Below are 14,010 nucleotides of genomic sequence, written 5' to 3' on the forward strand. Positions count from 1 at the left end.
CGCCAGGCGTCCGAGGACCTGCCGGTCAACGTCGGCCTGCTCGGCAAGGGCAACGGCTCGCTGCCGGAAGCCCTGATCGAGCAGGTCGAGGCGGGCGTCTGCGGACTGAAGGTGCACGAGGACTGGGGCACCACCCCGGCCGCGCTGAGCAAGGCCCTGGACGTGGCCGACGCCTACGACGTACAGGTCGCGGTGCACACGGACACCCTGAACGAGTCCGGCTTCTTCGAGGACACCCGCTCGGCCATCGACGGGCGCACCATCCACACCTTCCACACCGAGGGCGCGGGCGGCGGCCACGCCCCCGACATCATGCGGGTGGCCGGCGAGCCCAACGTCCTGCCGTCCTCGACCAACCCGACGCTCCCGTACACGGTGAACTCGGTCGACGAGCTCCTCGACATGGTGATGGTCTGTCACCACCTGTCGCACGACATCCCGGAGGACGTCTCCTTCGCCGACTCGCGCGTGCGCGCCGAGACGATCGCCGCCGAGACCGTGCTGCACGACGGGGGGGCATCTCGATCTTCTCCTCCGACTCCCAGGCCATGGGCCGCATCGGCGAGTCCTGGACCCGCGCCTTCCAGACCGCGCACCACTGCAAGGACCAGCGCGGCAAGCTCGACGGCGACACCGAGCGCAACGACAACTTCCGCGCGCTGCGCTACCTCGCGAAGATCACGATCAACCCGGCGATCGCCACGGGCACCGCCGAGCACATCGGCTCCCTGGAGACGGGCAAGCTCGCCGACGTCGTGCTGTGGCCGATCGGCTCCTTCGCCGCCAAGCCGAAGATGGTCATCAAGGGCGGACTGATCAACTGGGCGCTCATGGGCGACCCGAACGCCTCGCTGCCGACCCCGCAACCGGTCTACTACCGCCCTATGTTCGGCGCGTACGGCAAGGCCAAACAGGCCACCCGGGTCTCCTTCATGTCGCAGGCCGCGATCGAGCTCGGCGTGCCGCAGAAGCTGGGCCTGGACAGCAAGGTCCTGCCGGTGAGGCACTGCCGCGCCGTCGGCAAGCAGCACATGGTCCGCAACGACGCCCTCCCGGTCATCACCGTCGACCCGGAGACCTACAAGGTCACCCTCGACGGGGTACCGGCCACCATCGAGCCGGCCCGCGAACTGCCCCTGAACCACCTGTTCTACCTGGCATGAGCACTGCCGCCAACTCCGCCGTGGCCGGCCCCGCGGCCGTGAACCCGGTACAGGCCCTGCGGGTGAGCCTCCAGCTCACCGACTCGGCCTTCCCCAGCGGCTTCTACACCCTCTCCCACGGCCTGGAGGGCTACGCCCAGGCCAAGGCCGTGACCCCGGAGGGCGTACCGGTACTCCTGGCCGACCTGCTGCGGTACGCGGTGGGGCCCTCCGACGCCACCGCGCTGGCGCTGGCCCACCGGGCCGCGCTGGCCGGTGACTGGGAGGCCCTGGCCGAGACGGACCGGCGGCTGAACGCGGCCAAGCTGAACGGGGGGCTGCGCCGCGCCGCCACCCGTACCGGCCGCCAGCTGCTGGACATGGCCCGCGAATGCGTGGGCGGGGAGCCCCTGGAGCGGTACGCGGAACTCGTGGCCGACAGGCGGGCTCCCGGCTCGCAGGCCGTGGCCGCCGGGGTCGCGTACGCGGCCGCGGGAGTCCCGGCCGAACAGGCCGTGGTCAGCGACCTGTTCGCCTACTCGGCCAGTTTCACCGGGGCCGCACTGCGGCTGCGGCTCACGGATCACCGCAAGGCCCAGGTGATCCTGCGCGGGATCGCACCCGTCATCGAGGAGGTGGCGGGGGCGGCCCTGCGCCGCGAACTCGCCGATCTCGGCGGGTGCGTTCCGATGGCCGACGTGATGTCGGGCCGTCACGAGCGGGCGGAGGCCCGGCTGTTCGCGACCTAGGCCTCCCGCCTCTCCCTCTTATCAAGCCGTCTTCTACTTGAGGTGTGTGATTTTGATGACCGAGGACCACGTCCTGCGCGTCGGCATCGGCGGCCCCGTCGGTTCCGGCAAGACGGCACTGATCGAGGCCCTGGTGCCCGTGCTCATCGCGCGCGGCCACCGGCCCGCCGTGATCACGAACGACATCTACACCCAGGAGGACGCCCGCCAGGTCCGCCGCACCCTGGCCGGCGTGCTCGATCCCGAGCGCGTCGTGGGCGTGGAGACCGGCGCCTGCCCGCACACCGCCGTGCGCGACGACCCGACGATGAACCTGGCCGCGGGCGCGGAGATGCTGGAGCGGTTCCCCGATGTCGACACCCTGCTCTACGAGTCGGGCGGCGACAACCTCACCCTCACCTTCAGCCCGGTCCTGGTCGACCTCTTCCTCTTCGTCCTGGACACCGCCGAGGGCGAGAAGATGCCCCGCAAGCGCGGTCCGGGCATCACCGAGTCCGACATGCTCGTGATCAACAAGATCGACATCGCCCAGTACGTCCGCTGCGACATCGGCGTCATGGAGTCCGACGCGCACCGCGTGCGCGAGGGCCGCCCCGTGGTCCTGACCAACTGCCTGACCGGGCAGGGCCTGGAGGACGTGGCCAACTTCATCGACACCTTCCGCCGGGTCCCGGCGTGACCCTCGTGGCGGCCGCCCCCCTCCCGACGGGCCCCGTCCCGACGGGCCCCGTCCCGGCAGGCCCCGTTCCGGCAGGCCGCCTGCCGGCCGCCCCCCGGCCGGCCGCTCCCTCGCCGCCCCGCGTCCGGCTGGATCCCGCGCACTACGAACCCCCGCGCATCCCGCACGAAGTGCTCCGGCACTCCTCGGTGCCCGACACCCTCGCTGTCGGGCGCCCCGGCAAGGTCGGCCTGCTGGAACTGGCCTTCGAGCGGGTCGGCGGCCGGACGGAGCTGGTGCGGCACTACCAGAAGTCCCCGCTCCAGATCATGCGGCCGCTCTACTTCGACCCGTACCGCCCCGACCTGCCCGTCACCTTCCTGATGTCCACGGGCGGCGGGGTCATCCAGGCCGACCGGCTGCGCACCGATCTGTCCTTCGGCCCCGGCACCGCGGCGCACGTCACCACGCAGGCGGCCACCAAGGTCTACCGGATGGAGCACGACTACGCCGTCGCCCAGACCTTCCTGACCGCCGGCCCGGACGCGTACGTCGAATACCTGCCGGACCCGGTCATCCCCTACGTCGACTCCCGCTTCTACCAGCGCACGGTGATCACCGCCGACCCCACGGCCACCGTCCTGGCGAGCGAGACCGTCCTGTCCGGCCGGCTCGCGCGCGGGGAGCGCAACGCCTACCAGGTCTTCGCCTCCGACTTCGAACTGCGCCGACCGGACGGCGAGTTGGTGGCACTGGACACCGTACGGCTGGAGCCGGGCGGGACCGGCGGCCGCTCCGGCTCCGGCTCCGTTGACGGGCCTGCCGTACTGGCCGGTCATTCGGTGATGGCCTGCTTCTTCGCGGTCAGCCCGCTCGCCCCCGCCCGCGAGCTCGCCGACCTGCTGGACGCGATCCTGGCCGGGCGCGGGCTCGCGTACGGGGTCAGCGTGCTGCCGCAGGACTGCGGGGCCTGGGTGCGGGTGCTCGGGGAGCACACCGAGGCCGTGACCCGGGCGCTCGGGGCCGCCTGGGACGCGGTGCGGCGCAGGCTGATCGGCGTACCCGCCCCGGACCTGCGCAAGACCTGAACTCCTCACTCCCTCAAGCCTGTTCACGACCAGAGAGAGCTCCACCAGATGCCCAGTGGCTACGATACGGGTAATACCGCCTGGATGATGGCGAGCACCGCCATGGTGCTGCTGATGACCCCCGGCCTCGCCTTCTTCTACGGGGGCATGGTCCAAACCAAGCACGTGCTCGTGATGCTCAAGATGAGCTTCGCCTGCCTGTCGCTGGTGACCATCCTGTGGGTCGCGGTCGGTTACTCCCTCGCCTTCGGCAAGGACTCCGGCGGCGGCATGATCGGCAATCTCGACCACGCCTTCTTCCGCGGCATCGGAATGGACTCCCTGCACGGATCCATCCCGACCGTGATCTTCGCCTGTTTCCAGATGTCCTTCGCGATCATCACGGTGGCGCTGATCAGCGGCTCGATCGCGGGCCGCGCCACCATGAAGGGGTGGCTGGTCTTCGTCGTCGCCTGGACCATGCTGGTCTACGTGCCCACCGCGCACTGGGTGTTCGCCCCCGACGGCTGGATCAACAAGTCCCTGGGCGCGCTCGACTACGCCGGCGGCCTGCCGGTCGAGCTCAGCTCGGGCGCCTCGGGGCTCGCGGTGGCCATCGTGCTGCGCAAGCGCAAGGACTTCGAGCGCGAGACGATCCGCCCCCACAACCTGCCCCTGGTCGTCATCGGTCTGGCGCTGCTGTGGTTCGGCTGGTTCGGTTTCAACGCGGGCTCCGCGCTCCAGGTCGAGGGCAGCGCCCCGACCACCTTCTTCAACACCCAACTGGCCGCCGCGGGCGCGATGATCGGCTGGCCGATCATCGAGAAGTGGCGCCTGGGTCACGTGGAGATGCTGGGCGTGGCCTCGGCGGCGGTCGCCGGCATGGTGGCCATCACCCCGGCCTGCGGCGAGGTCTCCCCGGTCGGCGCGCTGATCATCGGGTTCACCGCCGGTGTGGTCTGCTGCTTCGCCATCAACATGAAGTTCAAGATCGGCGTCGACGACACCCTCGACGTGGTCGGCGTGCACGGCTGGGGCGGCATCGTCGGCGTCCTCTCCATCGGCTTCTTCGCGACGGCCGCGATGAGCGGCAAGAAGGGCCTCTTCTACGGGGGCGGCCTGGACCAGCTCTGGCGTCAGGCCGTCGGCGTCCTGGCGGTGGGGTGCTTCACCTTCGCGATGACCTGGCTCATCGCCAAGGTGATCGACAAGGCCGTCGGCTTCCGCACCTCGGAGGAGTACGAGAACGTACCCGGCCGGGAGGAGGAGGTCGCCTACGACAACGCGACCCTGGACGAGATCCGCGACCGGATCGGCGGAGCCGGGGCCGCGCCCCGCGAACCCGCCGCGGTGGGCGCCTCCAAGGCCGCGGCGGAGCAGCAGGACGCCGCGCTGCTCGCCGAGATCGTATCCGTACTGGACCGACGAGAGCGTGACAAGTGACCGCGCACACGATTGCCGCAACCCTCTCGGCGGTCTCCGCCGCACCCGCCGTCGCCGACTCCGGCAACGCGTCCTGGCTGATGATGGCCACGGCCCTGGTGCTGCTGATGGCTCACGGGGTGGCCTTCTTCTACGGCGGCATGGTCCGCACGGGCCAGATCGTCGCCATGCTGAAGATGATCTTCTTCTGCATGGTGATCGTCACCGTCCTCTGGTTCGCGATCGGATACTCCCTGGCCTTCGGCCCGGACGCCGGCGGGCTCGGGGTCATCGGCACGCTCGACCACGCCTTCCTGCGCGGGATCGCCAACCGCTCGCTGACCGGCTCCGTGCCCACGGTCACCTTCGTGGTGTTCCACCTGTCCTTCGCGGTCGTCACCGTGGCGCTGATCGCCGGTTCCATCGCGGGCCGCGCGAAGATGGGCGGCTGGATCGCCTTCGTCATCGCGTGGACCCTGCTGGTCTACATCCCCATGGCCCACTGGGTGTTCGACCCGGCCGGCTGGGTCGCCAAGCAGCTCGGCGCCGTCGACTTCTCCGGCGGCACGGTCGTGGAGATCGGATCGGGGGCCGCCGGACTCGCCCTCGCGATCGTCGCGGGCAAGCGGGCGGACTTCGACCGCCAGGGCATCCGGCCGCACAACCTGCCGCTCGTGGTCATCGGCCTCTCGCTCATGTGGTTCGGCTGGTTCGGCTTCAACACCGGCTCCTCCCTGGAGACTCCGGGCGGCGCGGCGATGGCCTTCCTCAACAGCCAGCTCGCGGCGGGCGCCGCGATGGCCGGCTGGGCGGTGACCAGTTGGTGGCGCACCCGGCAGGTCGGCCTGCTCGACATGTGCATGGGCGCCGTCACGGGACTGGTCGCCATGACCCTGCTGGCCGGCGGGGTGAGCCCGGTATGGGCCACCGTCATCGGCTTCCTCGCCGGGCTGACCTGCGCGTTCGCGATCAGCTGGAAGTACCGGCTGGGCGTGGACGACACCCTGGACGTGGTGGGCATCCACGGCTGGGGCGGCATCGTCGGGATGGTCATGGCCGGCCTCTGCGCGACCGGGACCCTGACGGGCCACAAGGGCCTCTTCTACGGCGGCTCCTGGGACCTGCTGAGCAAGCAGCTCACCGCCACGGTGGTGCTCGGCCTGTTCTCGTTCGTGATGACCGCACTGATCGGCAAGGCCATCGAGGTCACCATCGGGTTGCGCCAGCCCGGCGGAATGGTGGAGAAGGAGCAGGCCTACGCCGACGCCCTCTCCGACAACCTCGAGGAACTGTCGATCGGCGACTCCCGCGCCGAGGGGATCGGCGAGGAGCCGGAGAGCGCCTCCGCCCTGGTCGCCCGGCTGCGCGAGGTCCTGCTGACCGCCCCGACGGGCGGCGGAGACCGGCAGGGCGGCGACGACCGCGGCTGAACCCGGCCGCACCCGGGCCCCGGCCCCGGACCCCGCCTGGCGACACGGCCGGGGCCGGGGCCGGGTCATGCCGCCCGCCGGACCAGCTCCCCCGCGTCCAGGGGCCGCCGCCACACGATGCGGCGGCGAACGGCGTTCAGGTCGGCCCGCAAGGGGCCGGGCGGCACCGCCAGTACGGGACAGGGTGCGTGCCTCAGGCAGTACCGGGACACCGAGGGCCGCAGCGCGCGCAGCAGCGGGCCGCGCGGTCCCGTACCGACCACGAGCAGGTCGCCGGGGCCGCGGTCGCCGGAGGCGCGGTCGTCGGAGCCGCGGTCGTTGGAGGCGCGGTCGTTGGAGGCGCGGACGGCGCCCACCAGGGCCGCGCCCGGGGTGCCCCGTACCGCCAGCCCGACCAGGGTCACGCCCGCCGGAGAGCCGCCGAAGGCGGTGTCGAGCACCTCCCGCAACCGCTCGACCGCCGCGTCCCGCGAGGCGGTGAGCAGCGGGGGCCCTCCCCCGCCGCGCCGGGCACCCGGTCCGCCGAGCGGCGGCTGCCAGGCCAGTACGGCCCACAGTTCCGCCTCCCGCGCCCGCGCCTCGGCGTGCGCCGCGTGCAATGCCGTCAGGCTCCCGAGGGATCCGTACACCCCCACCACGACCCGTCCCCGCACTGTGCCGTCCTCCCCGTCCGCCGATCCGTCCGCTCCATGGAACGGCGGCGAAGGGGCCTTCGGCCCTCCCCCTCACGGACTCCTGACGGACCCCTGACGCGGGGCGCGAAAGCCCTGACGGGTCCCTGACGCGGGGGCCCGGCGCCCGTGCGGTCAGCCGGTGAAGCCGAGGCCGCGGAGCGCCTCCTCGATGCGCGCGCGGTGCTGCTCCTCCCAGGCGTCCAGGGACTCCCCCGCCTCCTTGGCCAGCTTGGCCAGGGCGGCCCGCAGGATCTCGTCCTGCCGGGCGGCCGGGGTGACCACGACGCCCTCCTCGTCGGCGACCACGATGTCACCGGGGTGCACCGTCACTCCGCCGACCCGGACCGGCCCGCCGAGCGAGCCGAGCTTCTTCTTGGCCCCCGGGACGGGGACGACCCCGCGGGCGAAGACGGGGAAGCCCGCTTCGCGCACCTCCCCGAGATCCCGCAGGAGTCCGTCGAGCACGAACGCGGCGATGCCCCGGCGTTGGGCGACGGCGCACACGTTGCCGCCGGCGAGCGCGTGGTCCAGGTCACCCGATTCCACGACGATGACCGAACCGGGCTCGGCGCGGTAGATGGCCGCGTGCAGCATCAGGTTGTCCCCGGGCTCGCACCGCACCGTGTACGCGGGTCCCGCGACGCGCGGCGCGTCCCACAGCGGGCGGATGCCGATGTCCATGACCTGCTCGCGGCCCAGGAGGTCGGCGAGGGTGGTGGGCGGGACGCCCTTGAAACCGTTGTCCATGTCAGTCCTTGCTCTCGGTGCCGGCACCGAGATCGTAGGACGGGCGCCTCCGCTGTCGGCGAACCGGCCTCCGCTGTGGGCGAAGCCGCCTCGGCATCCGGCGCGAGGGGTGGTTGGCTGGCGCGATGGAAATTCTTGTTCTGGGCGGAACGGCATGGCTGGGCCGGGAGTTGTCGCGGCAGGCGATCGAGCGGGGCCACCGGGTGACGTGCCTGGCGCGCGGCGAGAGCGGCGGCGTCACGGACGGGGCGAGACTGGTGTCGGCCGACCGGCGCGCTCCTTCGGCGTACGGACCCCTCCTGGACCGTACATGGGATGCGGTCTTCGAGGTGTCCTGGCAGCCGGGGTTCGTACGCGGGGCACTGACCGCGCTCGCCGGCCGGACCGGGCACTGGACCTACATATCCTCCGTCAGCGCCTACGCCTCCCACGCCGAGGTCGATGCCGACGAGTCCGCGGCCCTCCTGGCCCCTGTCGACGCGGACGAGGCCGACCGTTCGGTGTACGGCGAGGCCAAGGTCGCCTGCGAGCAGGCCTCCACGGCCGCCGTCGGCGACCGGCTCCTGATCGCCCGGGCCGGCCTGATCGGCGGCCCGGGCGATCACAGCGACCGCACCGGCTACTGGGCTGCCCGCGCCGCGGCCGATCCGGTGGGGCCGATGCTGGTCCCCGACGAACCGGACCTCGCCACCCAGGCCGTCGACGTACGGGACCTCGCCCACTGGCTCCTCGACTGCGCGGCGAACGGCACCACCGGCACCTACAACGCGGTCGGCCCGGTGCTTCCGCTCGCGCGGTGGATCGAACTGTCCCGCGCGGCGGGGGGCCACACCGGTCCGGTGGTCCCCGCCGACTCCGCATGGCTGCTCGCCCACGGCGTGGCCGAGTACATGGGGCCCGGTTCGCTGCCGATGTGGGTGGTGGAGAAGGGCTGGGAGGGCTGGGCGTCGCGGAGCGGTGCGGCGGCCCGCGCGGCGGGCCTGCGCCACCGTCCCCGGGCCGAGCTGCTGGCCGACACCCTGGGCTGGGAGCGCGCGCAGGGCCTGGACCGGACCAGGCGCGCGGGCCTCGGCCGCGAACGCGAACGCGAACTGCTCGCGCTGCTCGCGTCCGAGGCCGGCTGAGACCCGGAGCCCTGAGCCCGATGCCCTGGGCCCGCAGGCCCGGGCCGGGGCCCGGACGGGCCCGGGCCCCGGCCCGTCCGGGCTACCGCGTGTGCTCCGCCGGGTATCCCGCGGAGGCGATCGCCGCGATGACGGCGGCCGGGTCGACGGGCCGGTCCGTATCGACCACGGTCCGGCCCGTCCGCAGGCTCGTCGCGCTGGCGACCACTCCCGCCAGCTCCTCCACCTCGTCGTCGATCAGCAGGCCGCAGCTGTTGCAGTGCATGCCGGTCACGGTGAACTCCATGCGCTCCTTCACGAGGCGCCCTCCTGGCTCTCGAAGGTGATCCGGCCGCCGTACATGCCCATGCCGCAGCTGTACTCCAGCGTGCCCGGCTGCCGGGCGCCCAGGTCGATGCCGGTGGTCCCGGTCGTGGGGAGGATCTTCTGGACGCCGAGGTCGGGGATGACGAAGGCGCGGACGCAGCCCCCCGTCCCCCGCGTGGCGACGACCAGGGTGGTGGGGACACCGGCCTTCGCCGTGACGGCGGCCGGGGCGTACGCGTTCGTAAGGGCCCGGATGGTCACCGTCTGCGTGCCGTCCGGGTGGAGCACCACCGTCTCGGCCGCCACCTCGGCGGCGACCGCCGCCGGGGCCCCGGCGGGCCACCAGCCGCCGAGCCGCAGCCCGCTGCCGAGCGTCCACACCGCGACGAGCAGCACGACGACGGCGGTCGCCAGGGTCAGCCGCCCCTGCCACAGCCGGGCGGCGGAGCGCAGGAAGAAGCCGAGGGCGGCGAAGAGCGGGCCGGTCCCCAGGACGAAGCCGGCCATGACGGCCGCTCCCGCGAGCGGGCCGCCGGACGTGACGGCGAGGAGCTCGACGCTCAGGGTCACCCCGCAGGGGATCAGCACGGTCAGGAAGCCGAGTACGGCCGGTGTGGTGACGGCCGTGCGACGGGCCGACCGGCGGACCCGCCGGCCCCAGGAGGCGGGCGTGCGCGGCACGAAGCGGCGTACCGCACGCACTCCGAACATGTCGAGGGCGAACAGGACCATCAGTACGCCCGCGCACAGCATCAGCACGGCCCGGGTGCGCGGACCGGGCTGGACCGCGGCTCCGATCAGGCCGAGGGCGGCGCCGAGGAGGGTGTGGGACAGGAGCTTGGCGCCGAGGAAGGCCCCGACGGGGGCGAAGAGGCCGCTGCGCCGCCACCTCTCCTCGGGCCACTCGGTGGACCGGCGGCCGACGGCCCCGGCGAGCAGACCTCCCTGGACGGCGGCGCAGGAGGCGCCGCCGGCGAACAGACCGGTGGAGAGACCGGTGACGAACAACGCGGTGGATGAAGCCATGGGGAAGGGACTCCCTGTACGTCGCAGGTGCGGCAGTGGATCAGGACACGGCGAAGCACCCCGGCCGTCCGGCGTGCGGGCGGGTACGGGTGCGGGACCGGTCAGGTCCGTTCGACGCAGAGGGAGTCGAGGTCGGGCGCTCTCGGACGGGAGCACTCCGGGGGCGGCGCGGGGCCCGTGCGGCCGTGAGCCACCGACGCGGTCCCCCATATGGCGGAACCGGCGAGATCTCCTGCCGGACCGGCCTGCACCGTGGGCGCGTACGCCGAGGCCAGCGGGCAGTCCTGCCCCGAGGCGGAGCAGCCCCCGTCGGTACCCGTGCCCGTGACCGCGCCCGCGTGGGCGGCGTGCTCCGGGGTCCCGCCGATCCCGGTCATCCCGGGCATGCCTGCCATCCCGGCCATGGCGGGCGCTCCGGCCGGGTGCCGCGCGCCATCGGGATGCGTGAACAGCCCGCCGCACACGAGCAGCACCACCGCCACCACGCCCGCGGCGGCGGCCGAGGCGCGGCGAAGGGCGGGTATGGGCTGCATGTCCGCGATGCTACGACAGCCGCCCGGGGCCCTCCCGGACCGGGGCGGTGCATTCCCGTCCGACACCCGTCACGCCGACCGCTCCGCCGTTAATGTGTGGCCATGGAGACCCCCACCACCGCACGGGTGACGTCCACCGGCGCCCCCGGCGACAGGGCCTGAGGCCCCGCCATGGACGCACCCCCCCACGGCGCCTGGCTGCGGACCGGGATCAGCCGGGACGGCGGCCCGCTCCGGGAAACCGAACACGTCGTGTGGCTCCAGACCGACACCCTGTACGCGGACAGCCGCGGGTTCGCCGGAACCACCTCGTACGACGGCGTCCGGGTCACCTTCCACCACCACGTGGGCGCCCCCGGCCACGACGTCGGAGTGCTGCGTCCCGACGGCAACCGCCTGGTCGAGATGGGCACCAACCCCGACGGCAGCACCTTCCTGGAGGTGTGGTCCCCGCTGCCGTTCGCCCAGGGCCCCACCGGCTGCTGGTTCGCCGCGGGGACCCAGACCGTGCGGGTGGGCAGCCACGTGGTGCACGTCGACGCCGCCGGGCACGGCACGCACCACGTCCTCCTGCGCACCGACCCCGTCCCGTCCGGGCCGCCGCCCGCGCCGCAGGACCAGGCCGACCAGGCCGACTGGACGGACGGGGCTCAGCCGGACTAGCCCGCCTGGCCCCCTCCGGTGTCCGCGGCGCCGGCCGTACGGGCCTGCGCGCGGCCGAGCAGTTCCGCCAGGCCCCGCCGGGTGGCGGCCACGACCACGCGGTCCTGCGGCCGCAGGACGTGGCCCGGGCGCAGGTCCCAGACCAGGGCGGGCTTCCGGGCGTCGTCGTGGCCCGGCCGCGTCGCGAGGTCGGGGCGGCGGTTGCCCGGGGCGGTGGTGTCCAGGGCGATCACCCGCCAGGCACCGGGCCTGAACGATTCCTCGATGGTGCGGCCCTCCAGCAGGGGATGGCCGGCCACCTCCAGCACCGCGAACACGAGCACCCTGCGCTCCACCGGGATGGCGCCGAGCACGCGGCGGCCCATCATCGCCCCGGCGAACGCGGGCGCGGCCAGATGGGAGACGCTGCGGCTCCGGGTGAGGGCCGCCGGGTGGGCCTCGCGCAGGGTGCGGTAGACCGCGGTGGCGAACTCGTTGTCGTACAGCCGCATCACCACCCGTACGTCGGGCTTCACCGAGCGGGCGTAGAGCGCGGCCTCCAGGTTGGTGGTGTCCGAGCTGGTCACCGCCAGCAGGGCGTGGGCGCGGTGGATCCGGGCCGCCTCCAGGACCCCTTCGTCGGTGACGTCGCCGACCACGACGGGCACGTGCAGGCGGCGCGCGAGGGCGATCCCGCGGGCCAGGGGGTCGGACTCCACGCACACCACGGGAATCCCCAGCTCCCGCAGCCGCGCGAGCACCCGGGCACCGATCTTGCCGAGGCCGAGCAGCACGACGTGGCCGGAGAGCCCGCGCGGCGGCCTGCGCAGAGCCGTCGCGGTGCGGAAGGCGCCCAGTGCTTCGAGGGCCGCCGCGACCAGGATGGGCAGCAGGAGCAGTCCGACGAACCCGGCCAGGATCTGCAGGAGTTGGCGCTCGGGCGGCTGGTCGAGCGCGGGGTCGTTGATCGCGAAGACGTCGAGCAGGGTCAGGTAGACGGCGTGCAGCGGGGTGTCCCCCGTGACCAGGGAGGAGGCCACGGCAAGGGCGCCGACGGCTGCCGCGATCCCGGCGAGCGACCAGCGCAGCCTGCGGGAGAACAGTGAACCGACCGGCAGGGAGACCTGGTTGAGCCGGCGGCCGTCCGGCGCGGGCGTGGCGTGGGAGACCGCCTCGAGCGCGACGATCCCGCGCCCGGTCGCGGCCGCCACGGACCGGTCGTCCGGGAGCAGTTGCGGACCGCGGTCCCCGCCGATCTCCGATCCGTCCTCGCCGGCCGGATCGACGGAGGTGGCGGACAGCAGGGCCAGGGTGCACAGGCCCGGGTCGGCGACCTGCCCCCGGCCTGGGGGCGTGCGTTCCACCGCCCGCAGGAGCAGACCGTCGGCCTGGATCACCTTGCTGGTGCCCGCGACGGCGGAGGCGGCGAGCGCGGGGGCGGCCGTGTCCGCGTCGGAGAGCACGGTCGTGGCGGAGTCCAGCGCGCTCAGGTCGATGCCGGGTTCCGCGACGAGCGCGGACTGGTCGAGCAACTCCTCGAGGTGCTGGCCGAGTTTGCGGTTGTAGAGGCGGATGACGAGCCGCAGTCTGGGGTTCAGCCGCCGGGCCACGAGGGCGGCCCGTACGTTCGTCTCGTCGTCCTCGTAGACGAGCGCCAGCGCCGCGGCCCGGGCGACCCCGACGGCGGTCAGGGCCACTTCGTCGGGGGCGGGAGCCTCCAGCACCCGCAGTTCCGGTACGAGCTCCTCCCCCGCGGCGGCCCGGTCCCCGGCGGCCGTACGGATCCGCGCGGCCGGGAACCGCCCCAGCAGAGCGCGACCGGCCCCGGCCCGGACACGGTTCCGGTCCTGCACGGGGCCCGTCCCGGGGCGCACCTCGCGGGCGGCGGGCACGACCAGCGTCACCCGCTCCTCGTACACGTCGCGGAGCTCCGCGGCCAGTCGGTGGGCGAGGCCGTCGTCCCCGCACACGACCATCAGGTCGGCGGATTCGGTCTGTTGAGGATGCGCGGAAGGAGAGGACACCTCCCCAGCATGCCGTGCCGGCCGCTCCGGCCCGTCGGCGCCCGTACGTCAGTGGATGACGGTGAAGCTGCGCCAGGGCAGGGCTTCGGGGGCGGTGACGTTCGAGAGGGTCGTGGCCACGTAGGTGCCGTCGCCCCGGTCGAGCTTGCGGCAGTCCTCCGTCTGGTACAGGACCACGTCCACGAGGGTGTTGTTCTCCACGTGCGTCGCCCCCTCGGGCAGGGCGATCCTGTGGCAGCCCTTGACCGAGGTGTTGCTGTAGCTCACCTCGACCGGCGAGTCGTGGCCGCGGAACTCGAGCATCCCGACGGTGCTCCGGCCCAGGCCCGAGCAGGCGGTGGCCGTCAGCAGCAGCGCTGCCGTTCCCGCGATGATGCTGATACGCCTGCTGTGGGACATGGCGCGGTCCTCGTCTGTGCGGTGATGGCGTCCTAGGCACAGACTGCCCCGGCACGGCGCGAGCGGC

14 protein-coding genes and 1 pseudogene are annotated in these 14,010 nt (G+C 73.3%); 8 read left to right on the forward strand and 7 right to left on the reverse strand.

Translation table 11 applies throughout. The features are described 5' to 3' along the window. Positions 1–3 precede the first annotated feature (3 nt). The 6 genes and pseudogenes from OG435_RS37775 to OG435_RS37800 all read left to right on the forward strand — a co-directional run. A pseudogene (locus tag OG435_RS37775) lies at positions 4–1,163 on the forward strand (urease subunit alpha); the annotation flags it as partial. Next, entirely contained in the window at positions 1,160–1,891 is a 732-nt protein-coding gene (locus OG435_RS37780) for an urease accessory protein UreF (RefSeq protein WP_266884121.1), read from the forward strand. The pseudogene OG435_RS37775 and the gene OG435_RS37780, both read left to right, overlap by 4 nt. 55 nt (positions 1,892–1,946) lie before the next feature. Beyond that, complete coding sequence (ureG, locus tag OG435_RS37785; protein WP_266884123.1) at positions 1,947–2,570, forward strand: urease accessory protein UreG; 624 nt, start codon at positions 1,947–1,949, stop codon at positions 2,568–2,570. Between the two features lie 80 nt (positions 2,571–2,650). After that, positions 2,651–3,637, forward strand: a complete 987-nt coding sequence (locus OG435_RS37790; protein ID WP_430625844.1) for an urease accessory protein UreD — start codon at positions 2,651–2,653, stop codon at positions 3,635–3,637. Positions 3,638–3,685: 48 nt separating this feature from the next. Then, positions 3,686–5,059 (forward strand): ammonium transporter, encoded by a 1,374-nt coding sequence (locus OG435_RS37795; RefSeq protein ID WP_266884125.1) that lies wholly within the window; start codon positions 3,686–3,688, stop codon positions 5,057–5,059. Further along, positions 5,056–6,468 (forward strand): ammonium transporter, encoded by a 1,413-nt coding sequence (locus OG435_RS37800; RefSeq protein WP_266884127.1) that lies wholly within the window; start codon positions 5,056–5,058, stop codon positions 6,466–6,468. The genes OG435_RS37795 and OG435_RS37800 overlap by 4 nt, the downstream gene beginning before the upstream one ends. A gap of 65 nt (positions 6,469–6,533) precedes the next feature. Here the strand turns inward: OG435_RS37800 and OG435_RS37805 are convergent, their stop codons facing one another. Together OG435_RS37805 and OG435_RS37810 are read right to left on the reverse strand one after the other, a co-directional pair. Further along, positions 6,534–7,121 carry a universal stress protein gene (locus OG435_RS37805; RefSeq protein WP_266884129.1) on the reverse strand — a complete coding sequence of 196 codons (588 nt, stop codon included), beginning with the start codon at positions 7,119–7,121 and terminating at the stop codon, positions 6,534–6,536. Positions 7,122–7,274: 153 nt separating this feature from the next. After that, entirely contained in the window at positions 7,275–7,889 is a 615-nt protein-coding gene (locus OG435_RS37810; protein WP_266884131.1) for an RraA family protein, read from the reverse strand. A 125-nt stretch (positions 7,890–8,014) separates the two neighbouring features. Between OG435_RS37810 and OG435_RS37815 the strand changes: the two genes are divergently transcribed. Continuing rightward, positions 8,015–9,013 (forward strand): oxidoreductase, encoded by a 999-nt coding sequence (locus OG435_RS37815; protein WP_266884133.1) that lies wholly within the window; start codon positions 8,015–8,017, stop codon positions 9,011–9,013. A gap of 82 nt (positions 9,014–9,095) precedes the next feature. Here the strand turns inward: OG435_RS37815 and OG435_RS37820 are convergent, their stop codons facing one another. The 3 genes from OG435_RS37820 to OG435_RS37830 all read right to left on the reverse strand — a co-directional run bounded on the left by OG435_RS37820 (position 9,096) and on the right by OG435_RS37830 (position 10,878). Continuing rightward, positions 9,096–9,311 carry a cation transporter gene (locus OG435_RS37820; RefSeq protein ID WP_266884135.1) on the reverse strand — a complete coding sequence of 72 codons (216 nt, stop codon included), beginning with the start codon at positions 9,309–9,311 and terminating at the stop codon, positions 9,096–9,098. After that, positions 9,308–10,345, reverse strand: coding sequence for a sulfite exporter TauE/SafE family protein (locus OG435_RS37825; protein ID WP_266884137.1), 1,038 nt, complete (start codon positions 10,343–10,345; stop codon positions 9,308–9,310). Before OG435_RS37825 ends, OG435_RS37820 begins: the two co-directional genes overlap by 4 nt. A gap of 101 nt (positions 10,346–10,446) precedes the next feature. Next, positions 10,447–10,878 carry a hypothetical protein gene (locus OG435_RS37830; protein WP_266884139.1) on the reverse strand — a complete coding sequence of 144 codons (432 nt, stop codon included), beginning with the start codon at positions 10,876–10,878 and terminating at the stop codon, positions 10,447–10,449. 171 nt (positions 10,879–11,049) lie between these two features. On the opposite strand from OG435_RS37830, the gene OG435_RS37835 reads away from it, so the two are divergent. Continuing rightward, entirely contained in the window at positions 11,050–11,541 is a 492-nt protein-coding gene (locus OG435_RS37835; protein WP_266884141.1) for a hypothetical protein, read from the forward strand. On the opposite strand, the gene OG435_RS37840 is transcribed toward OG435_RS37835, so the two are convergent. Both OG435_RS37840 and OG435_RS37845 read right to left on the reverse strand, forming a co-directional pair. Next, a complete protein-coding gene (locus tag OG435_RS37840; RefSeq protein WP_266886441.1) occupies positions 11,538–13,496 on the reverse strand; it encodes a potassium channel protein in 1,959 nt (652 codons plus the stop codon). The two genes, OG435_RS37835 and OG435_RS37840, sit on opposite strands and share 4 nt — an antisense overlap. A gap of 96 nt (positions 13,497–13,592) precedes the next feature. Beyond that, entirely contained in the window at positions 13,593–13,943 is a 351-nt protein-coding gene (locus OG435_RS37845) for a hypothetical protein (RefSeq protein WP_266884143.1), read from the reverse strand. Positions 13,944–14,010 lie beyond the last annotated feature (67 nt).

Source organism: Streptomyces sp. NBC_01264 (assembly GCF_026340675.1).
Lineage (GTDB): Bacteria > Actinomycetota > Actinomycetes > Streptomycetales > Streptomycetaceae > Streptomyces.